This window comes from Clostridium sp. UBA7791, from assembly GCF_002480755.1.
In the GTDB taxonomy this organism is placed as follows: Bacteria; Bacillota; Clostridia; order Clostridiales; family Clostridiaceae; genus Clostridium_J; species Clostridium_J sulfidigenes.
In genome coordinates, this window is record NZ_DLCT01000005.1 from 1,074,096 (window position 1) to 1,098,874 (window position 24,779).

The 24,779-nt window shown below is 30.5% G+C and carries 28 protein-coding genes; all 28 read left to right on the top strand.

The features are described from left to right. Window positions 1–185 precede the first annotated feature (185 nt). Window positions 186–1,103: a stage III sporulation protein AA gene (gene spoIIIAA / locus B3Z56_RS10540; protein ID WP_346847946.1), complete on the top strand. Its 918-nt coding sequence runs from the start codon at window positions 186–188 to the stop codon at window positions 1,101–1,103. 3 nt (window positions 1,104–1,106) lie between these two features. Then, complete coding sequence (spoIIIAB, locus tag B3Z56_RS10545) at window positions 1,107–1,625, top strand: stage III sporulation protein SpoIIIAB (protein WP_035129352.1); 519 nt, start codon at window positions 1,107–1,109, stop codon at window positions 1,623–1,625. 15 nt (window positions 1,626–1,640) lie between these two features. After that, a complete protein-coding gene (spoIIIAC, locus tag B3Z56_RS10550; RefSeq protein ID WP_035129354.1) occupies window positions 1,641–1,838 on the top strand; it encodes a stage III sporulation protein AC in 198 nt (65 codons plus the stop codon). Between the two features lie 9 nt (window positions 1,839–1,847). Then, the gene (gene spoIIIAD, locus B3Z56_RS10555; protein ID WP_035129356.1) at window positions 1,848–2,231 is read left to right on the top strand and encodes a stage III sporulation protein AD; all 384 of its coding nucleotides are present in this window, start codon (window positions 1,848–1,850) and stop codon (window positions 2,229–2,231) included. Between the two features lie 8 nt (window positions 2,232–2,239). Beyond that, complete coding sequence (gene spoIIIAE, locus B3Z56_RS10560; protein ID WP_346878739.1) at window positions 2,240–3,394, top strand: stage III sporulation protein AE; 1,155 nt, start codon at window positions 2,240–2,242, stop codon at window positions 3,392–3,394. 15 nt (window positions 3,395–3,409) lie between these two features. After that, entirely contained in the window at window positions 3,410–4,027 is a 618-nt protein-coding gene (gene spoIIIAF / locus B3Z56_RS10565; RefSeq protein WP_346878740.1) for a stage III sporulation protein AF, read from the top strand. A gap of 35 nt (window positions 4,028–4,062) precedes the next feature. After that, window positions 4,063–4,767: a stage III sporulation protein AG gene (spoIIIAG, locus tag B3Z56_RS10570; RefSeq protein WP_346847948.1), complete on the top strand. Its 705-nt coding sequence runs from the start codon at window positions 4,063–4,065 to the stop codon at window positions 4,765–4,767. Between the two features lie 42 nt (window positions 4,768–4,809). After that, a complete protein-coding gene (locus tag B3Z56_RS10575; RefSeq protein WP_346847949.1) occupies window positions 4,810–5,298 on the top strand; it encodes a SpoIIIAH-like family protein in 489 nt (162 codons plus the stop codon). Window positions 5,299–5,485: 187 nt separating this feature from the next. Then, complete coding sequence (locus B3Z56_RS10580; protein WP_035129363.1) at window positions 5,486–5,884, top strand: Asp23/Gls24 family envelope stress response protein; 399 nt, start codon at window positions 5,486–5,488, stop codon at window positions 5,882–5,884. 235 nt (window positions 5,885–6,119) lie between these two features. Further along, window positions 6,120–6,521 carry a transcription antitermination factor NusB gene (gene nusB / locus B3Z56_RS10585; protein ID WP_346847950.1) on the top strand — a complete coding sequence of 134 codons (402 nt, stop codon included), beginning with the start codon at window positions 6,120–6,122 and terminating at the stop codon, window positions 6,519–6,521. A gap of 8 nt (window positions 6,522–6,529) precedes the next feature. Beyond that, entirely contained in the window at window positions 6,530–7,375 is an 846-nt protein-coding gene (locus B3Z56_RS10590; protein ID WP_346847951.1) for a bifunctional 5,10-methylenetetrahydrofolate dehydrogenase/5,10-methenyltetrahydrofolate cyclohydrolase, read from the top strand. Next, the gene (gene xseA, locus B3Z56_RS10595; RefSeq protein WP_346878741.1) at window positions 7,365–8,567 is read left to right on the top strand and encodes an exodeoxyribonuclease VII large subunit; all 1,203 of its coding nucleotides are present in this window, start codon (window positions 7,365–7,367) and stop codon (window positions 8,565–8,567) included. The genes B3Z56_RS10590 and xseA overlap by 11 nt, the downstream gene beginning before the upstream one ends. A 1-nt stretch (window position 8,568) precedes the next feature. Continuing rightward, window positions 8,569–8,787 (top strand): exodeoxyribonuclease VII small subunit, encoded by a 219-nt coding sequence (xseB, locus tag B3Z56_RS10600; RefSeq protein ID WP_346878742.1) that lies wholly within the window; start codon window positions 8,569–8,571, stop codon window positions 8,785–8,787. A 23-nt stretch (window positions 8,788–8,810) separates the two neighbouring features. Further along, window positions 8,811–9,677, top strand: a complete 867-nt coding sequence (locus tag B3Z56_RS10605) for a polyprenyl synthetase family protein (protein ID WP_346878743.1) — start codon at window positions 8,811–8,813, stop codon at window positions 9,675–9,677. An 857-nt stretch (window positions 9,678–10,534) separates the two neighbouring features. Beyond that, window positions 10,535–11,119, top strand: coding sequence for a hypothetical protein (locus B3Z56_RS10610; RefSeq protein ID WP_346847954.1), 585 nt, complete (start codon window positions 10,535–10,537; stop codon window positions 11,117–11,119). 5 nt (window positions 11,120–11,124) lie between these two features. Beyond that, window positions 11,125–13,002, top strand: a complete 1,878-nt coding sequence (gene dxs, locus B3Z56_RS10615) for a 1-deoxy-D-xylulose-5-phosphate synthase (RefSeq protein WP_346847955.1) — start codon at window positions 11,125–11,127, stop codon at window positions 13,000–13,002. Window positions 13,003–13,004: 2 nt separating this feature from the next. Then, window positions 13,005–13,829: a TlyA family RNA methyltransferase gene (locus B3Z56_RS10620; RefSeq protein WP_346878744.1), complete on the top strand. Its 825-nt coding sequence runs from the start codon at window positions 13,005–13,007 to the stop codon at window positions 13,827–13,829. Continuing rightward, window positions 13,826–14,695, top strand: a complete 870-nt coding sequence (locus tag B3Z56_RS10625; RefSeq protein WP_346878745.1) for an NAD(+)/NADH kinase — start codon at window positions 13,826–13,828, stop codon at window positions 14,693–14,695. The genes B3Z56_RS10620 and B3Z56_RS10625 overlap by 4 nt, the downstream gene beginning before the upstream one ends. After that, the gene (locus B3Z56_RS10630) at window positions 14,676–15,125 is read left to right on the top strand and encodes an arginine repressor (protein WP_346847958.1); all 450 of its coding nucleotides are present in this window, start codon (window positions 14,676–14,678) and stop codon (window positions 15,123–15,125) included. The genes B3Z56_RS10625 and B3Z56_RS10630 overlap by 20 nt, the downstream gene beginning before the upstream one ends. Before the next feature lie 16 nt (window positions 15,126–15,141). Next, complete coding sequence (gene recN / locus B3Z56_RS10635; RefSeq protein ID WP_346878746.1) at window positions 15,142–16,839, top strand: DNA repair protein RecN; 1,698 nt, start codon at window positions 15,142–15,144, stop codon at window positions 16,837–16,839. 236 nt (window positions 16,840–17,075) lie between these two features. After that, window positions 17,076–18,230: a SpoIVB peptidase gene (gene spoIVB, locus B3Z56_RS10640; RefSeq protein WP_414632284.1), complete on the top strand. Its 1,155-nt coding sequence runs from the start codon at window positions 17,076–17,078 to the stop codon at window positions 18,228–18,230. Between the two features lie 251 nt (window positions 18,231–18,481). After that, window positions 18,482–19,315, top strand: coding sequence for a sporulation transcription factor Spo0A (spo0A, locus tag B3Z56_RS10645; protein WP_150844952.1), 834 nt, complete (start codon window positions 18,482–18,484; stop codon window positions 19,313–19,315). A gap of 182 nt (window positions 19,316–19,497) precedes the next feature. After that, window positions 19,498–20,016, top strand: a complete 519-nt coding sequence (locus tag B3Z56_RS10650; RefSeq protein WP_346878747.1) for an NUDIX hydrolase — start codon at window positions 19,498–19,500, stop codon at window positions 20,014–20,016. 80 nt (window positions 20,017–20,096) lie between these two features. After that, window positions 20,097–20,735 carry a stage II sporulation protein M gene (gene spoIIM / locus B3Z56_RS10655; RefSeq protein WP_346878748.1) on the top strand — a complete coding sequence of 213 codons (639 nt, stop codon included), beginning with the start codon at window positions 20,097–20,099 and terminating at the stop codon, window positions 20,733–20,735. A 4-nt stretch (window positions 20,736–20,739) separates the two neighbouring features. After that, on the top strand, window positions 20,740–20,958 hold the full coding sequence (locus B3Z56_RS10660; RefSeq protein ID WP_346847963.1) for a hypothetical protein: 219 nt from the start codon (window positions 20,740–20,742) through the stop codon (window positions 20,956–20,958). A gap of 195 nt (window positions 20,959–21,153) precedes the next feature. Further along, entirely contained in the window at window positions 21,154–22,326 is a 1,173-nt protein-coding gene (locus B3Z56_RS10665; protein WP_346847964.1) for a phosphopentomutase, read from the top strand. Window positions 22,327–22,574: 248 nt separating this feature from the next. Continuing rightward, window positions 22,575–23,390, top strand: a complete 816-nt coding sequence (locus B3Z56_RS10670; protein ID WP_035129396.1) for a purine-nucleoside phosphorylase — start codon at window positions 22,575–22,577, stop codon at window positions 23,388–23,390. Between the two features lie 56 nt (window positions 23,391–23,446). After that, window positions 23,447–24,751 carry a pyrimidine-nucleoside phosphorylase gene (locus B3Z56_RS10675; protein WP_346878749.1) on the top strand — a complete coding sequence of 435 codons (1,305 nt, stop codon included), beginning with the start codon at window positions 23,447–23,449 and terminating at the stop codon, window positions 24,749–24,751. Window positions 24,752–24,779: the final 28 nt, after the last annotated feature.

Here is a 24,779-nt window from a genome sequence, read left to right on the forward strand (position 1 = left end):
ACATATTTAATAGGTTGCAGAGATATATGAAAACATACTGTTTTTAATAAGTGCTTCCTATAATGAAATATTATATTTCGTTATAGGAAGCACTTATTTTTTTGCAAAAAATAAAAAAATAAAAATATTATAGTAATAATTATCTATGAAAGGTAATAACAATTAAGTAAGAAAGGGTGAGTTGCATGATTACTAAAGATGTTTTGGATATACTATCTCCTTCTATTAGAACTGAAGTTATAAACTATGACCATGGTGGAAAACTACAAGAAATTAGATTGAAAGTTAACAAACCGCTTATATTTATAAGCAATAATAAGGAGATAAGAACAAGTTATAATACAAAACTAGAGGACATAAAGATAATTATTCAAAAGATAAGTAGCTACTCCATATACGCCTTTGAGGAAGAAATCAAACAAGGATATATAACTATTCAAGGTGGTCACAGAGTTGGAATTTGTGGTACCTGTGTTTTAGAAGAAAACTCTCTTAAGACTATAAAACACATATCTTCAATTAATATACGTATTGCTAGAGAGGTAAAGGGATGTAGTGATGGAATCTTACCTTTTATTATTAAAGATAATTCTATATTAAATACTATAATAATATCTCCACCTAAATGTGGGAAAACAACTATATTAAGAGATTTATCAAGAGAGATATCTAATGGATTATCAAGATATGGGTTAAGTGGCAAAAATGTAGCTATTATTGATGAAAGAAGTGAAATTGGAGCATGTTATAGAGGGGTTCCTCAAATGGATGTAGGCATTAGGACAGATATATTGGATAACTGCCCGAAAAGTCAAGGAATAATCATGGCCATTAGAAGTATGGCTCCTCATCTTATAGTATGTGACGAAATAGGTACCTATAAAGATATGGAGAGTATTGTGGCAGCATTAAATTCAGGTGTAAATGTAATAACGACTATCCACGGATTTAGTGAAAAGGATCTCTATAATAGACCAGTATTCAAAGAAATTTTAGAAAATAAAGTTTTTCAAAGAGCTGTAATTTTAAGTAATAAGTGTGGCATTGCAACCATAGAATATATATATGATTTTACAAAAGGTGAGAAAGTAAGGGGGTGGTAATAAATGATAAAAGTAATAGGGTTTATTCTTATAGTCGTTTCATCTACTATTTTAGGATTTTCTTATGGAGAAAAATTTAAAAAAAGAGTTAGGGAGTTAAAGGAATTTCAGCGAGGCGTATATGTATTAAAGAATGAAATAAATTTTACCCATGCATTACTTCCAGAGGCTCTTAATAAGGTATATGAAAAATGTGAAGAACCCATAGCTGGAATTTTTAAGGAAGCGTCAGAATTAATTATTAGTAGCGAAGAATGTGATGTAAATAGTTGTTTTATTCATAGCCTAGATAAAAGAGTGGACAAATTATCCTTAACTAAAGATGATCTAGGCATATTTTTAGATTTTACTAAAAGCCTAGGTGAGATGGATATAGAAGGACATAATGATATGTTTGCACTAACTCTAGAAAATTTGGGAAAAGCAATTAAGAATGCCGAATATAACATTGATAAAAACGTGAAAATGTATAGGTACCTAGGGTTTTCCTTCGGTGCCATGATAGGAATTATTTTAATGTAAGGAGGCGTGTGGATTTTGTTAGATATAAGTATAATAGTGAAAATTGGTATAGTTGGAATTGTAATGATAGTTTTAGATAAGGTTTTAGATAGTGGAGGGAAAAAGGAATATGCAGTTATTAGTAATTTAGCAGGAATAGTAATAATACTAATATTGGTGATTAGTTTGGTTTCAAAGCTATTCAATGCAATACAAACTTTATTTTACTTTTAGGAGGAAACTATGGATATTATCAAAATAGTATCCTTTGCACTAATAACTCTTCTTATTGTGATAATGGTAAAAAGGGAAAGACCAGATATTGCACTTTTAATTAGCTTAATAGCAGGCATAATAGTATTTATGTTTTTAGTTAGCAAGCTAACTATAATAGTAAATTTCCTTCAAACCTTATCTAATAAAGCTAATATAGACATAGTGTACTTGGATACAGTATTTAAAATTTTAGGTATTGCATATTTATCATCCTTTTGTAGTGAAATTTGCAGGGATGCTGGTGAGAGTAGTATTGCATCAAAGGTTGAATTTGCTGGTAAAATATTAATTCTTACTCTTGCAATACCAATACTAATGGCTGTAATGCAAACAATATTAAAGATAATGTAGGTGTAAATATGAAGAAAAGTATATTTGTTTTAATAGTTATGATCATATTTTTAATTCCTATAAAAGCTTATGGTAATGATGAAGTAAATATAGATGATGAGCAAATGAGCAAAATAAATGGACTATATGATTATATAAGTAATCTGGATACTGGAACTGAATTACTAAAGGATATGTCGCCTAAGGAATTTGTGCAAAGTTACATGAAAGATGGACAAGGCTCCTTAGAAAGAAAAGAAATATTAAAGATGGCTTTGGGATACTTATTTAAAGAAATAGTAGTATCTTTTAAAATAGTAGGACAACTTATCATAATAGCTATAGTTTGTGCATTATTAAATAATCTTCAAAATGCCTTTAGCAATGAAAAGTTGTGTAATGTAGCATATTTTGCTTGCTTCTCTGTGATGATTATACTGATTGCTCGAGGATTTTATATAGGAGTGGAATTAACCCAACAGGTTATAAATAGTATAAGTGATTTTATGGTAGCGCTAATGCCGGTGCTTATAATGTTACTGGCAAGTGTAGGAAGTGTAAGTCAAGCTGTGGTAATGGACCCCATTATTATGGGTGTATGCACCTTAGGAACTAAGCTTTATTCTTCTATAATCATACCTATAATTTGTATGAGTTTTGTCCTAGACTTTGTAAATAACATATCTAATGAATATAACGTTAAGAATTTAACTAGTTTACTTAAAAAGTTTGCTCTATGGGTTCAAGGTATTTTTCTAACAATTTTTGTTGGGATTATAACAATTAGGGGAATTGTAGGAAATAGTTTTGATGTTGTGACCACAAAAACAGCTAAATTTGCCATGGACAGTTTTATACCTGTAGTAGGTAAAACTTTATCTGATGCCTTTGCAACAGTAGCCAGCTACACCTTACTTTTGAAAAACTCAGTTAGTCTATTAGGTGTAATAATTCTTATATCTATAATTTTACTTCCTATAATAAAGATTTTTGTTATGGGATTTATGTATAAACTAACTTCTGCATTATTACAACCAGTAAGTGATAATAAAGTAACTAATATTATAGATGCTGCAGGAGGATCTTTGATGCTACTTGGTTCTTGCATTATATGTGTCAGTGTAATGTTTTTTATAATGATTACTATAATAGCTGCTACAGGTAAGGGATTTATTCTAATGTAGATATTAGATTAATTTATGTTAAAAGTAGGTGATGGAATGATAGAAGCTTTAGGAAAGTGGATAATAACCATATGTGTGGCAATATTTTTTTCTACAGCAGTACAAATGATATTACCAGATAATTCATTAAAAAAGTATTGTAATTTTGTTCTTGGATTAATTGTTTTTGTAGTTATATTAAGTCCTATTTTAAAAATATTTAATGAAGAGCTACAAGTGAACAAAATAATTGAAGAATCTGCAGACTTAGTATTCAATGATAGAGGTGAGAGAAATTATGAAGAATATAGACGGGCTAACATAAATAGTACATTAGAAAGATTTAAAAACAATTTAGAAAAACAATGTGTAGCTGATTTAGAGAAAAATTTTAAGGGAGATCGGTATAGTGCAAAGGTAAATGCAGCTTATGACAATGAAAACAGCATTTTTCTTATTGAAAGAATTGAGATAGGAATTAATGATGGTTCAGTGGAAAGGGTAAAAAAGGTACAAATCGGTGATGAGTCAGTTCAAGTAGACAATCAAGATTCTTCAACAGATAAAAAATCAATGGAGGTTAGAAATTTTATTAGCTCTACTTACGATATAGATGAGGAAAATATATATGTATACAAACTTAATAATAATTAAACATAAATTTTATATAGAAGTTTGGGGGGATAAAAGTGTCAAATAATCTTAAAAAAATATTTGAAGATATTTTTAAGGGAAAAGGAGGTGAGAACAAACAGCAAGATAAAGATTCTAAAACTACTATAGGAGAAAGTGGTAAAAAGCCCAAGGTGATAAATTCTAATCTATTAACAAATTTAGCCATAGTATTTTTAGTTGGAGTTTTATTATTAATAGTAGGAAGTATGTTTACAAAGGACAATAGTCCAAAGGGAAGTGACAGTGGAACTGCTAATGTAGTGGCAATAGGTGGTGATGAAATACAAAAGAATACAGATACTACATCTTCAGCTGTAGATAAGGCTTATAAGGAGAAGATGCAACAAGAATTAATTAGTTTATTAGAGAAAATAGAAGGTGTAGGTAAAGTCCACTCTATGATTTACTTTGAAAGTGGACAAGAACAGGTACCAGTATTTAATGAAGAAACTTCAACTAGTGTTACTAGTGAAAAGGACAATGGTGGGGGACAAAGGGAGATAACACAAGAAAATGATGGGAGTACAGTAGTTATGGAAAACAAGGAAAATCAGCAACAACCCTTTATAACAAAAACTTATAATCCAACCATTACAGGTATTTGTGTAGTAGCTGAAGGAGCAGGGAATTCAGTGACAGAATTAAGGATACGCCAAGCAGTAATTAAATTATTTGGTCTTTCAGATAATAAAGTACAGGTATATCCTATGAAAAAGTAGCATATAAATGTGATATAAATAAAAAATTCGGGGGGAACTATAATGAATAAAAAACAAACTATAATTATTTCTTCACTAGTAGTATTAATTTTATTTGCAGGTTATTTAGCGACTCAAGTAAATGGCCCACTTTATGTAAATGATACAAAGGGAAATGATGGAACTACAATTAGTGCATCAACTAATGCAAATTATTTTACAGAAGCAAGATTACAACGTGATAACAATGCCACTAAAACTCTTCAAACTTTAAAGGCTTTATTAGATGATGAAAATACTCCACAAGATCAAAAGGCAGAGGCTGCTGATGAATATAAGAATTTAGCACTTCAATCTGATAAAGAAGTTAAAATTGAATTAGCACTTAAAGCTCAAGGATTTGAAGAAGCTCTTTGTACTTTAGATAAGGAAAAGGCTACAGTGGTAGTTAAACATGAAGGAGAGCTTTCAGACCAACAAGTTAGACAAATTAAAGATGTAGTTATGAGTAAAGCTGATATAAAAGATATAGAAATAAAAGTAGCTGAATAACTAAACATATTTTGTTTTAAAAACAGTAGAGTAAAAATCTGCTGTTTTTAATATGTTTATAGGGTAATATTTATAAAAGTGGGTAATATAAAAATAATGAGTATTTCTATTATAAAATTTGTAAAAGAAATTATTATCTGATATAATATGAATATTATTAATCACACTGGTAAGGGGGTAGTGAATTATGGAAGAAAATATATTAAATGAAGTTCCTACAGAGGAAGAAGTTGGTATAGTAAGAATATCTGACGAAGTTATTGGTGTAATAGCTAGTCTTGCAGCATCAGAAATAGAAGGTGTTGCAGGTATGAGTGCTGGATTAGTAGAAGATATAAGTAAAAAGCTTACTGGTAAAAAGAATATATCAAAGGGCGTTAAAGTAACTATGGATAACGATTCTGCAGTAATAGATTTACATATGTCCGTGGAGTATGGTATAAAGATACCGGATATGTGTTTAAAGGTGCAGAAAAATGTTAAGAACACTGTTGAAACTATGACAGGTTTAAATGTATCATTAGTTAATATTAACGTGCAGAATATTATATTTCCTAAGATGAACAAAGAAGAGGAAATAGAGTAATTTTAAACACCCTCTAGTGAAGAGGGTGTTTCCATGTGTAAAATTAACTTATCCATGTCATGATGTGGAGTTTAATTTCAATTTTAAAAACATAATATTAATAAGAAGATATAAGGAGCTTATACATAAGAAACTCCCATTTGAGTGGTTTTATATAGATAATTCATTTATAAAAGGTTACAAAAAACTTATTAGGATAAATAACAAACAAGAGATATTTTATGGAGGTATATATATGAATAGAAGAAAAAGTAGAGAGATAGCAACTAGGTTAATATTTGAAATGTCAATTAACAAGGAGAGTTATGTAGACATTATTGAAAATTTTCGCGAAAATACAGAGGAAAAAATAGAGGATATAGACTTTGAATATGTAATAAGAGTATTAAAGGGAGTATCTGAAAATGAAGCTCAAATTAATGAAACTATTACTAAGTATCTAGTAAAATGGAAATTAGAAAGATTACCAAAGATGAACTTAGCTATACTGAAAATGGCAACTTATGAAATCTTATTTGATGAAGATATTCCAAACAAAGTTACTATTAATGAAGCTATAGAACTTGCAAAGAGGTATGGAGATGATAATGCACCATCATTTATAAATGGGGTGTTAAATAATTTAATTAAAAAGTAGGTGTATTTATGGGAACAAAATTAAGTGGAAAAGACTTGGCAGTTCAACATAAAAGCGAAATTAAAGAATTAATTGCAAGCAGAGTAATAAAAGGGAAAAGACCTCCAAGGCTAGTATCAATAATTGTTGGTGAGGATGGAGGATCTATTTCATATACTCGAGGACAAAAAAAGGTAAGTGAGGAGCTTGGAATATTGTATGAAACAAAAATGTTTTCAGAAAATATTTCGGAAGATAAGCTTATTGATGAAATTAAAGAGTTAAATGAAGATAATTATGTTGATGGAATAATAATTCAATTACCTCTTCCAAAAGCATTAAATGAAGAAAGAGTTTTAGATGCTGTTGATGTAGAAAAGGATGTAGATGGACTTACAGATTTTAATCTAGGAAAGATGTATAAAGATAAAAAATCTTTCATGCCCTGTACAGCTAGGAGTGTTATTGAACTTATTAAATCTCAAGTAGATATAAAGGGAAAAGAAGCAGTAATAATTGGACGAAGCAACATAGTTGGAAAGCCAGCAGCTTTTTTACTTCTTAAAGAAAATGCTACTATTACTATATGTCATTCAAAAACTATAGATATAGAAAGTGTTTGTAAAAAAGCAGATATTTTAGTTTCTGCCATAGGAAAACCTGGCTTTGTAACTAAAGATTTTGTTAAAGAGGGAGCCATAGTTATAGATGTAGGAACTACTATGGTGGAAGGTAAGGTCAAAGGCGATGTAAACTTTGAAGAAGTATTAGAAGTGGCTAGTTTAGTAACTCCAGTACCTGGTGGGGTAGGCGCTATGACAACAACTATGCTTATGAAGAATACCTGTGAGGCATGGTTAAAAAATGTACAGTAAAATTTTAACAGTGACAGCAGTAAATAGCTATATAAAGAAAGTAATAGATAATGATTTTATACTTAAAAATTCTAATATCAAAGGAGAACTATCTAATGTAAAAATCCATAGCAGTGGTCATATATACTTTTCATTAAAGGATAGTTTTACAAAGCTTAAATGTGTAATGTTCAAGACAAGAGCCATGAATTTAACATTTATACCTAAGGATGGAATGAATGTAGTAGTGTCTGGGAATATATCTATCTATGAGAAAGAAGGAACCTACCAACTTTACTGTAACACTATGGAGGTAGAAGGGGAAGGAGAACTCTTTATTGCATTTAATTTATTAAAAGAAAAGTTAGAGAAAGAAGGACTTTTTGATAATAATTTAAAAAAGGCAATTCCATCCATGCCAAGAAGAATAGGAGTAATTACTTCACCTACTGGTGCAGCAGTAAGGGATATAATTAAAGTAGCAACTAGACGAAACCCAAACATTGATATTTTAATATATCCATCCTTAGTTCAAGGGATCAATGCCAGTAGAGATATAGCTGCTGGTATAAAAGCTCTTAATAATATTGAGGATGTAGATGTGATACTTTTAGCTAGAGGTGGTGGCTCAATCGAAGAGTTATGGGCCTTTAACGAGGAAGAGGTAGCGAGGGCTATTAAAGCCTCTAAAATTCCTATTATTACAGGAGTAGGACACGAAACAGATTTTACAATAGCTGACTTTACAGCTGATTTAAGGGCAGCCACTCCTTCCCATGCTGCTGAAATTGCAGTATACAGCTTAGAGGGTTTTAAGGAAAAATTAAATGGATTAAGAGAAGAAATAAAATATGCTATAAGTAAAAATATTAATGGTAAATTTAATATTCTTAATAATATGCTTAATAGATTATTGTTATATAGCCCTGAGAATTATGTGGTAAATCAATATGATAAGTTAGATAATCTAAAAAGTAAACTAGTGTTTACTATGGAGTTAAGGCTTCAAGAGGAAAGAAATAGATTAAAGGTTATAAGCCATAGATTAATTGGAAATAACCCATTAAACATATTAGAAAAGGGGTATAGCATTATAAAAAGTCCAGAGAATCAGCCTATAGAATCTTTAGAAAAATTGAAAAAGTATGGAGTTGTAAGGATTACCATGAAAGATGGTCATGGACTATTTAAAATAGAACAGGTGGAGGAATAACATGGCTAAGAAAAAAGAAACTTATGAGAGTAAGGTCCTCAAGTTAGAGGAAATATTGCTTGAAATGGAAAATAGAGAAGTTACTTTAAATGAGGCTATTTGTAAATATGAAGAGGGAATGAAGCTTTATAGTGATTTATATAAGACTCTTCAAGAAGCAGAAGGAAAAATAAAGATATTGACAGATAAAGGTGAAGAAGATTTTCATCAGGAAGATTAATTGTATTTTGTGAGGGATTAAATATGAATATTAATATCTATAAGGAAAAAATAGAAAGTTGGATGGAAAACTATTTTAAAACTAAAGATGTTGGTGATAGTTCCATGTTAGAACCTATAATATATAGCTTAAAGGTTGGGGGTAAAAGAATAAGACCTATTCTTATGATTTGTACTTATAATATGTATAATAATATTATAGATGAAATCCTTCCTTTTGCTGCATCTATGGAGATGATACACACCTATTCATTAATACACGATGATCTTCCATGTATGGATGATGATGATTTAAGAAGAGGTAAACCAACAAATCATAAGGTGTATGGAGAAGCTATGGCTACTTTAGCTGGAGATAGTTTACTAAATGAGGCTATGAATGTTATGTTTTCACAATGTCTAAGTGGGGAATTGAAAAAAATTAGAGCAGCAGCGATTATTTCAAAGTCATCAGGTATAGATGGTATGATAAAGGGTCAAATTATAGATATAAGAAGTGAAGGTCAAAAAATAAATGAAGAAATTCTTTTAGAGATGCACAAGAATAAAACAGGTCAGCTAATATCAGCTTCTATTATTGCAGGGGCTACAATGGGAGAGGCTCCAGAAAAAGATTTGGAAACTCTTAAATCTTTTGGAGAAAAACTAGGTCTTGCATTCCAAATTAAAGATGATATTTTAGATGTTGAAGGAGATTCGAAATTACTAGGTAAAACTCAAAGTGATGGAGAAAATGATAAAGCGAATTTTATTACCATGTATGGAATTAATAAGTGTAAAGAGTTTTGTAACAATTTAACTCAAGAATGTTATGAGCTTTTAAATAGCATAGAAAGAGATACAAAAGAACTAGAAGATATAACTAAGTTTTTGTTGGAGAGAGAATACTAATCTACTAAAACAAATGACTCTAAGCACATTTAACTTTATCCGATGACTACCAGCTCTAATACTCCCATCTTTTTCAAATCGGGAGTTAAGAGCTGGTACGTCTCTGGATAACGATTTCTCCTAAAGGACAACGAATTCTAAGTATCAAATTAATTGACACTTAGAATTCTGTTAGTAAGTTTCAAGGAAGTTAAGAAATCTGTTAATAAAAAAAGTAATGTCAATTAATTATAGTTATGCTATAATTAATTTAATGAGGTGGTGCAGTATTCTAGTCAGGTAAGTACTTTTGAGGACGGGGCTAAAAATCCGTTGAAGGGCACATCGATGAAGTTCCTTGTGCTGGCCTGTAACGCCCAGTTGTGGGCTTGTGCTGGGAGTAAGGTTGTGGGGCGACCGCAAAGGCATGCGACATCGACCCTACAATCGTGGAGACCAATGTTTGTGCTTTGGGAGAGATACCCACGGTACGGCACTGGATTAAACCTGCATTGTGGTAAACGAGCTATGTGCAGAGTAGCCTGCCTTGAGTGAGGTGGGTAGAGGTGAGAACAAATCTTGTTACCCCGGCCAGGGTAATGGGGCTATTGCTTGCTAAAACCCATGTTGCAAAAGAGGATAAGAGAGTACCTAACTGTCGAGGAAATCTCCTAGACTGTTCCATGTGAAGCATATTAAGGATTGCAGTGTGGACTAAGTGGTAATCTAGCCCTGTAGTTGGAAACACTATAGATAGAGCATTAAAGGGAAACCGTCAAGATGGCGACATCTTGATTACTCTATGGGAAATCCTGCTAGACCTAAGCCGCAAATTTTACTTAGTATGCTACCACCTTTATCTATTTTGGAGGGTAAAATTGGAAAGCGATAGTAGTAGGCGGAATAAAAAAGCCAAAAACAAAGAATGTAAGAAAAAAAATACAAAAGAAGCATTATGGATAACTAAAATTACAATTTATACTATAATTATTAGTGGAACTGCTTCACTTTTATCAGAATCTACACTTCCAAGGGTTAATGCTTCGTTAGCGTTTACCATATTAGTGTTGATTATTTTTTTAGGCGTAATTTTTGATGTGATAGGTACAGCGGTTACGGCAGCAAATGAAATTCCATTTCATGCCATGGCTGCAAAGAAGATAAAAGAAGCAAAGATAGCAGTGAAGATGATAAGAAATGCAAGTAAGGTTTCAAACTTTTGTAACGACGTGGTAGGAGATGTGTGTGGTATTATAAGTGGAGCTGTAGGTGTAGTAATAGTAGCAAAAATATTGCAACTTTACCCTTATGGTTCTGAAATATTAATAGCATCTGGTATTAGTGCAATGATAGCAGGAGCTACTGTTGGTGGAAAAGCAATAGGAAAAAAATTCGCAATTACAAATAGTAATAATATATTATATGCAGTTGCAAAAGTAATATATTTTATAAAACGAGGTTAAGGCAAATGTCAAAGTATTTAGATAGATATGAAGATTTTAATGAAATAAGAAACATGAAAATAAATGAATTGGAAGAATTTGCAGAAGAAATACGTCAATTTCTGATCACTCAAGTCTCCAAGACGGGAGGACACTTATCATCTAATTTAGGTGTAGTTGAATTGACTATGAGTTTATTTAACGTATTTGATTTTAACAAGGATAAGATAATTTGGGATGTAGGACATCAATCTTATGTTCATAAAATATTAACAGGACGTAAAGAAAAATTTGATACCCTTAGACAATATAAAGGTCTTAGTGGATTTCCTAAAACAGAAGAAAGTAAGTATGATATGTTCAATACAGGACATAGTAGTACATCTATATCGGCAGCGGCAGGGATGGCAAGGGCTAGAGACATAAAAAATGAGAAACATGATGTGGTAGCTGTAATTGGAGATGGAGCCCTTACTGGCGGAATGGCTATGGAGGCTTTAAATGATATAGGATATAATAAAACTAAGATGATAGTAGTATTAAATGATAATCAAATGTCTATTTCACCAAATGTTGGAGGAATATCCACATATCTAAATGATTTAAGGATGGGAAATGCTTATAATAGAGTTAAAAGTGATGTAAATGCTACTTTGGAGAAGATACCAAAGGTAGGAAAAAGTATGATTAATTCTATAAATAAGATGAAGGATTCTGTAAAGCAACTTATGGTTCCTGGAATGCTTTTTGAAAATATGGGTTTAAAATATTATGGACCAATAGATGGCCATGATATTAAAGAGATGAGTAAGGTACTAAAAAAAGCTCAACAGGTAGAAGGCCCAGTAATTATTCATGTAATAACTAAAAAAGGTAAAGGTTATGAGTATGCAGAGGAGTTCCCAGATAAATTTCATGGAGTAGGACCTTTTAATTGTGAAAATGGACAGCAACCTTCAAAGGCTAGCAAATCCTATTCAGAAATTTTTGGTGATACTATGGTAAAATTAGCAGAAAAAAACAGAAAATTAGTAGCTATAACTGCAGCTATGCCAGAGGGAACAGGACTTGAGGGATTTTCTAAGGAATTCCCAAAGAGATTTTTTGACGTAGGTATAGCAGAGCAACATGCGGTAACCATGGCAGCAGGTATGGCATCACAAGGATTAAAGCCTGTATTTGCAGTGTATTCTACTTTTCTTCAAAGAGCCTATGATCAAGTTATTCATGATGTAGCAATACAAAAATTGCCAGTGGTAATTGCTATAGATAGAGCGGGTATTGTAGGTCAAGATGGAGAAACTCACCAAGGGGTATTTGATTTATCTTACTTAACACACATACCAGATATGACAATAATGAGTCCTAAATGTACTGAAGAGTTAAGGTATATGCTACAGTTTGCAGTTACACAAAACTATCCTATAGCTATAAGATATCCAAGGGGTGGAGACTTATCTAATATTAAACTTTCACCTATGACTTTCTTTAGAAAAGGTAAGTGGGAAGTTTTAGGTAATAAATCTGGAAAAGTGGCAATAATAGCAGTAGGTAAAATGGTTCAGAATGTAATTATTGCTAAAGAAATGTTAAAGGAGAAAAATATAGATTGTACAATAGTAAATAGCTGTTTTGTAAAACCTATAGACACTGAATTGATAAAAGAACTAGTACAGTCAGGATATGATTTAGTTACTGTAGAAGATAATATGATATCTGGTGGTCTTGGAAGTGAGATATTAGAGTATTTAAATAGGGAAGGGTTACTTAAGAATAATATTTTAACATTAGGATTTAAGGATAAATTTATACAGCATGGAGATGTTAATATATTATATAATCTTAACAAATTAGACCCAGAAGGAATTTGTAGTAGTGTAGAGGAATTTTTAACTAAGGAGTAAGCATGTTAAAGGAAAGAGTTAGATTAGATTTATTAGTAGTAAAAAAGCAATTAGCAATTTCTCGTGAAAAAGCTAGAGAATATATTTTATCTGGAAAAATATATGTCAATGGAAAAGAAGAAAGAAAATGCGGGCTAAAAGTTGAAGAAACTGCTGAAGTTGAAATGTGTGGGGAAGTAATTCCCTATGTAAGTAGAGGTGGACTTAAATTAGAAAAAGCCCTTAAAGATTTTAATATAAATCTTAAAGGGCTTAAATGCTTAGATATAGGAGCATCTACTGGAGGATTTACAGAATGTATGCTTACTAGTGGAGTCATTAAGGTATATGCAATAGATGTAGGTAAAGATCAATTGGCATACAAACTTAAAGGGGATAAAAGAGTTGTTTCTATGGAAAGCACAAATGTAAGAAATCTTACAATAGAACAAATTGGTGAATCCTGTGATTTTGCATCTATAGATGTATCTTTTATTTCATTAGATAAAGTAATACCTCATGTTATTCCACTTTTGAAGGACGTGGGAGAAGTGGTAGCACTTATAAAACCTCAGTTTGAAGCTGGTAGAGGAAAAGTTTCTAAAAAAGGGGTAGTAAGGGATAGTAAAATCCATGAAGAGGTTATTTTAAATGTAGTAACTTTTTTGAAGGAGAGTCACATTAATATATTAAATTTAACTTATTCAGGCATTAAGGGTCCTAATGGAAATATAGAATATCTGATTAATTTTACTAAAGATTTTAATAGAATTGGAAATTTTAACAGCAATAGTATAGGAAACATTGTAAAAAATGCTCATGAAAAACTTACTGTGGAGGATATATGAAGAGTATAGGTATTAACATAAATTCATCTAAAGATAAGAAGAATACAATACTAAACTATGTTCATGATCTAATAAAGGAAGAATTTCCTGAAAGTGAATTACACATATTTAAAGATGCTCAGGGATTGGAGCTAGAAGAAAACAAAAAATTAGATTTACTCGTTACCTTAGGTGGGGATGGAACTATCTTAAGAGCAGCAAGAAAGATATATAAATATGGAGTACCAATTCTTGGAGTTAATATAGGCCATTTAGGTTTTTTAACTAGTGTAGAACTAACAGAAGTTAGTGAAGCTATTAAAAAACTTAAAAATAATGAATTTAAAATCATGGAAAGAATGATGATAAAGGTTACTATTCCTAAAAAAGATAGTGAAAATGTCCATGTAGCTTTAAATGATATAGTTATAACCAAAGGGATTCTAAGCAGAATGTTGACTTATAATATATTTGTAGATGGAAGCTTTTATAGTAGCTATAAAGCTGATGGGTTAATAGTATCTACCCCTACAGGCTCTACAGCCTATTCTTTATCAGCGGGGGGGCCAATAATCTATCCAACTATGGAGCTAATAAGTTTAACTCCTATTTGTCCTATATCTAATGGAGTAAAGACGATTATTTTAGATCCTCATAACAAGATAAAAATAATATTAAATACTAATGAAGATAACGTATTCTTAACCTGTGATGGGCATTTAGAATTAGAATCAGATAAATACAATGAGATGATAATTGAAACAATTGAAGATAAGTGTAAGATTGTTCAATTTAAGGATTATGATTATTTTAAAATATTAAGAACGAAAATAATTTCAAGATCTATGGATTGTGAGGAGAAAATATATGAAAGAAAATCGCCATAGTATAATATTGGATATAATAAAAAATGAAGATATTGAAACTCAAGAAGATTTAGCTGATAGATTAAGAGCTAAAAATATAAATGTAACTCAGGCAACTGTATCTAGAGATATAAAGGAATTAAACTTAATTAAAACCTTATCTCATACAGGAAGATACAAGTATGCACAAGTAAATTCAAATAACAACTCAACTATTAGTGCATTGGCATACATATTTTCAAATACAGCTATATCTGTTGAAAAAGTAGATAAAATTTTGGTTGTTAGAACAATTACAGCATCAGCTCAAGTTGCAGCTGAAGCAATTGACTCTTTTAAATTAGAAGGAATTGCAGGAACGATAGCTGGAGATAATACTATTTTTATCTTGGTAAGGACTGACGAAAAAGCCGAGGAACTTAAATTAGAAATAGAAAAATTAATAAAGTAAATGAGGAATGGTATAAATGCTTTTACAACTTAATATTATGAACTTTGCTCTTATAGAAAAACTATCCATAGATTTTTCTAAGGGATTTAATGTTTTATCAGGAGAAACAGGAGCAGGTAAATCTATATTAATTGATGCTATTAGCTTTGTTCTTGGAGGTAAATTTAATAAGAATTTAATAAGGGTAGGAGAAGATAAAACTGTAGTAGAAGCAGTTTTTTCTATTGAAAATCAAAGAACTAAGGCTATTTTAGAAGAATTAGATATTATTGATGAGGGAATAGTAATACTCAGTAGGGAAAGCTTTCACTCAGGTAAAACCATAGCAAAAGTAAATAATAAAACCTTATTGCTATCTAAAATAAAGCAGGTTAGTGAAACTTTAATTGATATTCATGGTCAACATGAAAACCAAAATTTATTAGATAGTTCAAAGCACATAAATTATGTAGACTCATTTGGCCAAGATTTATTGGTGAATAAGCTTGAAGAATACGATAAATTTTATTTAAAATATGGTGAAGTTGAAGAAAAAATAAATAGACTTCAAGGAAACGATGGAGAAAGAGAGAAAAAAATAGATTTTCTAAAGTTTCAAATAGATGAAATTAATAGCATAAAACCTAAAATAGGTGAAGATGAAGAGTTATCAAAAAAATTTAATATGTTATCTAATGGAGAAAAAATCAAAAAGGCGTTAGAAAAAAGTTATATGCTACTTAAAGAGAATGATGAAAGTAGGATTTCTATTATAGATTCCTTAATGTATGTTATTAGAGAACTTAAGTCTATTGAAGCTCATCATGAAGAAGTTAAATCCATAGTAGATTCTCTGGAGGAATCATATTACTTGTTAGAGGATAATACTAGAACTCTTAGTGACTTAAAGGATAATACAGACTATGATATAGGTGAATTGGAATTTATAAATTCTAGAATGTATCAATTATCTGCTTGTAAAAAGAAATATGGACCTACTTTAGAAGATGTGCTAGTGTATAAAAATAATATAGAAGAACAATATTTCGAATTAATAAACAGTGGAGAGATTATAGAAGAATTATTAAAACAAAAGAAAAAGTTATATGAAAAATTAGAAGGAATAGCACAGGAATTACATAATTTAAGATTAGAAATAAGTGAAGTACTAGAAAAAGAAATAAAAAAAGAATTAGATTATGTAGGTCTTGAAAAAAGTAGATTTAAAATAGAGGTAGCATATACAGATAATCTTAATTATAAAGGTAGAGACAAGATACAGTTCAACATTTCCACTAACCCTGGACAGCCATTACAGCCTTTAGAAGAAGTGGTTTCGGGTGGAGAATTATCAAGGATTATGCTAGCACTTAAAACTGTGTTTGTAGATAAAGACCAAATTCCATCTGTAATATTTGACGAGGTAGATACTGGAATAAGTGGTAGGATAGCTCAAAGAGTAGGAGCAAAAATGGTGCTTATTTCTGAAGCTCATCAAGTATTTTGTATAACTCATTTACCTCAAATTGCAGCACTAGCAGATGTGAATTATTTAATTGAAAAAAACAGCGATGAAGTAAATACGTTTACAAAAGTTAAGAAGCTGAAGGATGATGAAGTGGAACAAGAAGTAGCTAGAATAATTGGTGGTAGCGAAGTTACGGCTATAACTATTGAAAATGCAAGAGAGATGATTTCAAAAGCAAAAGAAATAAAAAGTGATTTAAGACAATAAACAGAGTTCTTAGATTTTATTATAAATTTTAAAAAATAAAAATTAAAATGTGAATATATACTATAAAAATGTTTAACACTATAAACTAAGTATAACTTTAGTTTATAGTGTTTTATTTTCATGTTCTAAAAAATTCAATTAGGAAATCTTTTTGGGTTTAAAAGAAAAAGAACTCTAACATAAAAATTTCTCATAGGGGAAAATTAAAGTTAAACATTCTTTACAGGAGGTAAAGCATTATGAAAAAATTTAGTAATATTTTATTCTTGATATTTACTACAACCTTCATACTAATATCTATAAATTGCTATACTGATATAATTAATAGATATTTTAATGAAGCAGTGCCTTCAATAAATAATTATTCAAGTGCTATGGACTATAAATTAAATTTTTCAGAAGCTACTAGTCTAAAAAAGGTTAATTATGCTAAAACCTCCGACATAATGGTTTACCCAGGAGGAAAACCTTTAGGAATTAAAATTAATACAAAAGGAGCCCTTGTTATTGCTTTGTCAGATATTGAGGTAGATGGTAATAAGGTTCAAAGCCCAGCTGCTATTTCTGGAATAGCTATAGGAGATAGTATTACAAAAATTAACAATGAAACAATAAAAAGTGCCGAAGATATAGCTACTTATGTAAATAGAGCAAAGGGAGGGCAGGTTAAAATTACAGTAAATAGAAAAGGCGAAGAAATGAATTTTGTAGTTAATCCAGTGGTCAGTAAGAAGGATGAAAACTATAAAATTGGATTATGGGTTAGGGATTCTGTGGCAGGTGTGGGAACTTTAACATTTTATCATAAAGAAAGTGGGAAGTTTGGAGCACTAGGACATCCTATAACAGATATGGATACCAATACTATTATGAGTGTTGGGAAAGGTGAAATTGTAGATTCTAATATAGTGTCAGTTAGGAAAGGAGCTAAAGGTAGTCCAGGTGAACTTAGGGGGATTTTTACAGATAGTAATAAGACCTTAGGAATAATTAGATTAAATACCCCTGTTGGAGTATTTGGAGAAGGTAATGATAATTTAATATGCAATAATTATAATAAGCCTATGAAGGTAGGATTTAAAGATGAAGTTAAGGTAGGAAAAGCACAAATTCTTACAACTATAGATGGAGAAGAGCCTCAATTATTTGACATAGTAATAGAAAAATTATTAAATCAACAAGAACCAAATGGTAAAAGTATGATAATAAAAGTTACAGATCCATTGTGCATAGAGAAAACAGGTGGGATTATTCAAGGTATGAGTGGAAGTCCAATAATTCAAAATAACAAAATAGTAGGTGCAGTAACCCATGTTCTTGTCAATAAGCCTGATACAGGATATGGAATATATATGGATTGGATGATAAATGAAGCAGACATTAGGAAATAAATAAATATTATCAATTACACTTAAAAAATACAAAAGGCTATATAATAATCATAAATAATTAAATAAAAACAATCTATTTATATAAAATTACAATAGGTTGTTTTTATTTGACTCAAAATGATGTTATAATATAAGAAAAGGTTGAATTTTAAAAAAATTTATTTTTTTTAGGTAGTAGAAGGAGTTTTATTACTTTTGTCGAAATTATATATCTATGATATGGTAAAAATTACAAAAAGGGGAGTTGTGGAATGGAGCAAAGAAGCATTAATGTGCTAATTGCAGATGATAATAAGGAGTTTTGCAATATTTTAAGTGATTATTTTTTAAGTCAAAAGGACATCAACGTAGTTGGTGTAGCAAAAGATGGAGTAGAGGTTTTAGAACTTATTGAACAAACTAACCCTGATTTAGTAGTTCTAGACATTATAATGCCTCATTTAGATGGATTAGGAGTTCTTGAGAGATTAAATACAATGAATTTAAATCCAATGCCTAGAATAATTATATTATCAGCAGTAGGTCAAGACAAAATAACTCAAAGAGCTATATCTTTAGGAGCTGATTATTATGTAGTTAAGCCTTTTGATATGGACGTATTATCTAATAGAATTAGAGATATGTTTAATAATTCAATTTCAAGTGATACAGTTAGAAAAACACCAGTTACTAATACAACTAGTTCTTCATCATTAATGATGGATGCTAAACCCAAATCAAATAGTGGATCTATGGATTTAGAATCAGAAATTACTAATATTATTCATGAAATTGGTGTACCAGCTCATATTAAAGGGTATATGTATTTAAGAGAAGCCATAACTTTAGTGGTAAATGACATAGAATTATTGTCAGCAGTAACTAAAGAACTATATCCAGCAATAGCTAAGAAATACAATACTACTGCAAGTAGAGTAGAAAGAGCTATAAGACATGCTATAGAAGTTGCATGGGGTAGAGGACAGGTTGATACTATTAATAAGTTATTTGGATACACTATTCATAATGAAAAGGGTAAACCAACAAATTCAGAGTTCATCGCAATGGTAGCAGACAAGCTAAGACTTAAAAATAAAGTATGCTAGAAGTTTAATATTATTAGGTTTATAGTAAAATTTAAGTCGATTAATTATTAAAGCTAAGGCAACAAATTGTTTTTACACCAACAATATATAATTAAAAATTATAGACATCTTTTAATTTGAAAAAATTGAAGGTGTCTATTTTATGTATGATAGGTTATTATATATTGTGGGGAGTGGTGATGATGAAACTTTTTGAGAAAACTATTAGTGAAGAATATAAGTTTAAAGGAACAGTAATAAATTTAAAAGTGCAACAAGTGGAACTTCCTAATGGAAAAGTGGGAAAAAGAGAACTTGTAGAACATCCAGGAGCAGTTGGTATAGTAGCTTATTTGAATTCAGATACTATACTTATTGTGGAACAGTTTAGAAAAGCATTAGATAGAGCAATTTTAGAAATACCAGCTGGAAAAATAGAAAAGGGAGAAGATATTAAACTATGTGGCATTAGAGAATTGGAAGAAGAAACTGGATATAGGGCTAAAAAATTTCAGTTCTTAGGTAAAATAGCTACAGCACCTGGATTTTCAGATGAATATATATATTTATATAAGGCTACTGAGTTATATAAAGGGGAAGTTAATAGAGATGATGATGAATTTATAAATGTAAAATTATATAGTATAGATAAAATTAAAGAAATGGTTAAAAGTGGAGAAGTTATAGACGGAAAGACCATTGCAGCTTTAGCATACTTGTAAAAATTAAACAAAATGGAATATTACCCTTGGGTTAGGCATAAATATAAATTAATTCTTAAATAAACTAAGGGGGAATATGTATGACATTAAGAAGCATAATAGATAGTTTTAATAAACATTTTTATGAAAATATTTGGATGTATTTATTAACAATATTATTTATTGCCACTGGGATGATTCTAGGTCTCTATTGTGTTAAATATATGGGGGATGTGGACAAGAGTACCTTAATTAACTATATAACTGCTTTTGGATCATCATCGACCTTAGATGGATTATCTAATAAAGAAATATTAATGGGTACTTTAAAAAATAATATACCCATTATAATTGGATTTTGGTTCTTGGGATTAACAGTGGTAGGACTTCCAATAATTATTTTGATTAATATTTACAAAGGATTTTCTTTAGGATTTACTTTTAGTTTTTTTATATATGGATTAAAAGAAAAAGGATTACTCTTATCACTTTTAGGTGTTTTACCACAAAACCTTATATATATACCATGTTTAATATTTTTATCAGTACTATCTATTGAATTTTCTATAGGTATAGTAAAAGAAAAATTTACAAAGAAATATTCACCTAATACTGGTTCAGTAAAAAATTATACTATGATGTTTTTAATTGTCACAGGAGTTATGTTCATTGGATTTTTATTTGAGTCTTTTATAACGCCTATACTTATAAATTTTGCACTAAAGGGGTTAGGGGTATAAAAGTATGAAAGATGACATTAAAAAGTTCTTAATTATATACGCAGAGTGCTTTATAATTATATTTGTTATGGGGGGAGTACTGCCTAATATATTAGATTATGTACTGAATTATTTTTATAAACCTGGAATTTATGAAAATAGTATTTTAGTTGGCAATGAACTAATAAAACCTTTAGAAATATTATATAATTATATTCATATATTTAATTCCATATTGAGATAAAGGAATAATATAGATAAATAAATTCAACTAATAAATTGACATATTTCAATAATAATGTACTATTATATTATGTGCCATTGCTAAAAAAGATGGAAGTTTAGCAGTGACACATAATTTATTTTATTTAGTTATATATTTTGAAACAACTGTGGTAAAATATAATATATCAGTGACTAAGAAGAAAGGAAGTATATCATGGATAGAAAAGTAGTTTTAGTTGTGCTTGATAGTGTTGGTATTGGAGAACTTCCAGATGCAGAGCTTTATGGAGATAAAGGTAGTAATACTTTAGGTAATATAGCAAAACATGTTAAAGGTTTTTCTATTCCAAACTTAGAAGCTTTAGGAATTGGTTCCATAGAAGGCGTGGAAAACCTTATTAAGTGCGAAAATCCAGAAGGAATTTATGGAAGATGTAGTGAACTTTCAAAAGGAAAGGATACTATTACAGGACATTGGGAAATGGCAGGAGTAATTTTAGAAACACCTCTTCAAACTTATCCTAATGGTTTTCCAAGAGAAATTATGGATGAATTTGAAGCTAAGATAGGAAGAAAGACTTTAGGAAATGTAGTTGCTTCTGGTACAGCCATCATTGAGGAATTAGGGGAAGAACATATAAGAACTGGATACCCTATAATCTACACTTCTGCAGATAGTGTATTCCAAATTGCAGCTAACGAAGATGTAATACCTTTAGAAGAATTATATAATATGTGCAAAATTGCAAGAGAAATGTTAGTTGGAGATAAGATGGTAGGTAGAGTAATTGCCAGACCATTTAAAGGTATGAAAAAAGGTGAGTTTGTAAGAACAGCTAATAGACATGATTATGCACTAGAGCCTTTTAATAAGACTGCTCTTGAGTATGTCAGTGAAGCTGGCTTACCTATGGCAGCTGTAGGTAAGATTAAAGATATATTTACAGGAAAAGGTGTTACAGAATCAGTATCTATAAAGGACAATATGGATGGGGTTGATAAAACTTTACAAATGATGAAGTCTCATTCTAATGGATTCATATTTACAAACTTAGTAGATTTTGATATGAAATTTGGACATAGAAATGATGTAGAAGGATATGCTAAGGCTTTAGAAGAATTTGATGATAGATTACCAGAAATTAAAGAAGCTTTAGGAGATAATGATGTATTAATCATTACTGCAGATCATGGATGTGATCCAACTACAGAAGGTACAGATCATTCCAGAGAATATGTGCCTGTACTTGTATATGGAAGAAATCTTAAGGAAGATATAAATCTTGGAACTAGAAATGGATTCTGCGATATAGGTAAAACTGTATTAGATTTACTTGATATTGAAAATGATTTAGTAGGAAAAAGCTTCAAAGATTTAATTGTATAGCTAGTAATCTAGGTTTAAAAGAGTTTTAGATAGTATAAAAATATAAAGACAATAAGAATAATAAAAATTTTAATACACAAATTACAATATATAAATTCCTTAAAGGTAATAATATATTGTAATTTGTTGTTAATATTATTTATTTAACTAACTAGTCAAACAAATAACATTAAGATAAATTAATAAGCTGATAATATAGAGTATAACTAAATAAAATTATATAACTGTGAAGAAGAGGAGAAATTATAATGGATATTAAATTAATTAATGAGAGTGTAGAATACATAAAGGCTAAGTTAAGCTTCCAACCAGAAATAGGTATTATCTTAGGCTCTGGTCTTGGTGATATGGCTGACAAGGTTGAAGATAGGGTGGTAGTAAAGTATTCAGAAGTACCTAATCTTCCGGTATCTACAGTACAAGGTCATGCAGGACAATTTGTATGCGGAACTTTAGAAGGTAAAAAGGTTATCATGATGCAAGGTAGATTTCATTATTACGAAGGCCATCCTATGAGCGTATTAGCACTTCCAATCCATATCATGAAATATTTGGGTGTTAAGTCCTTGATAGTAACTAATGCTTGTGGTGGTGTTAATACTAGCTTTGTACCAGGTGATTTAATGATGATTACAGATCATATAAACTTTGCAGGTACAAATCCACTTATAGGTAAAAATGAAGAAGAAATAGGAGCAAGATTCCCAGATATGTCTACAGCTTATGATAGAGAATATTTAAAACTAGCAAAAGAAGTTGGAGCATCTCTTAATATAGAATTGAAAGAAGGAGTTTATATGATGTTTACAGGTCCAGTATATGAAACTCCAGCAGAGGTAAGAATGGCAAGAATACTAGGTGCTGATGCAGTTGGAATGTCAACAGTTCCTGAAGTTATTGCAGCTAATCATTGTGGTCTTAGAATACTAGGAATTTCATGCATAACTAACATGGCAGCTGGAATCTTAGACCAGCCATTAAATCATGAAGAAGTAATAGAAACTTCTGCTAAAGTAAAATCAAAATTTGTTTCTTTAGTGAAAGGAATAGTTAGAGAATTATAATAGTGGACCATTTACAAACAAAATTAAATATAAAGGTATAGAGCGGGGTGTGATTTATGAGAATGTATGATTTGATTCTAAAAAAGAGAAATGGTGGAGAGCTTTCTACAGAGGAAATAAATTATTTTGTAGAGAGCTATACAAAGGGAGAAATTCCAGATTATCAAGTATCAGCTCTTTTGATGGCTATATATTTTCAAAAGATGAATAAGAGAGAAACTTCAGACTTAACAATGGCAATGGTACATTCTGGAGATATGTTAGATTTAAGTGAAATTCAAGGCGTTAAGGTAGATAAGCACAGTACAGGTGGAGTAGGAGATACTACGACTTTAGTGCTTACACCTATGGTAGCAGCATTGGGGATACCAGTAGCTAAGATGTCAGGGAGAGGCCTAGGGCATACTGGAGGAACCATAGATAAGTTAGAAGCTTTCAAAGGTTTTTCAGTGGAGATGCCAACAGAAAAATTCATTAATAATGTTAACACTATTAAAATTGCTGTGGGAGGACAGACTGGAGACTTAGCACCAGCTGATAAGAAGTTATATGCCTTAAGAGATGTTACAGCAACCGTTGATAATGTTTCTTTAATTGCATCTAGCATTATGAGCAAAAAAATAGCTTCAGGAGCTGATGCTATAGTTTTAGATGTTAAGGTTGGAGATGGAGCTTTCATGAAAAACACAGAATCTGCTAAGGAATTGGCTACAGAAATGGTTTCTATAGGAAAACATATTGGGCGTAATACTATGGCAGTAATTTCTGATATGGACCAACCATTAGGTTTAGCTATAGGTAATGCTTTAGAAGTAGAAGAAGCCATAAATACATTAAAGGGAAATGGTCCCGAGGACTTATTACAACTTTCTTTAGTTTTAGGAAGTCGTATGGTAATGTTAGCAGGAAAAGCAAGTACTGCTGAGGAAGCTGAAGCTATGTTAAAAGAGACTATAACTTCAGGAGCAGCTATAGAAAAACTTAAAGAATTTGTTAAAGCTCAAGGTGGAGATATAGACTGTATCGATAATACAAATTTATTACCTAAAGCTAAGTATGTAGTACCGGTAATTGCAGAAAATAGTGGAGTGGTTAAAAAAATCCATGCTGAAAACTTAGGAATAGTTGCAATGGAACTTGGAGCAGGAAGGGCCACTAAAGAAAGTAAAATAGATTTAGCAGTGGGAATAGTTTTAAATAAAAAACGTGGTGATAAAGTAGAAAAGGGTGACACCATAGCATATATTCATAGTAATAATGAAAGCCTTATTGAAAAAGCTAATGAGGGTATCTTAAAAAACTATGAAATAGTTGAAGGCTATAAAAATGATATACCACTAATCCATGAAGTAATTAGTTAGTATATATTAAAATAAAATGAAGCTATAT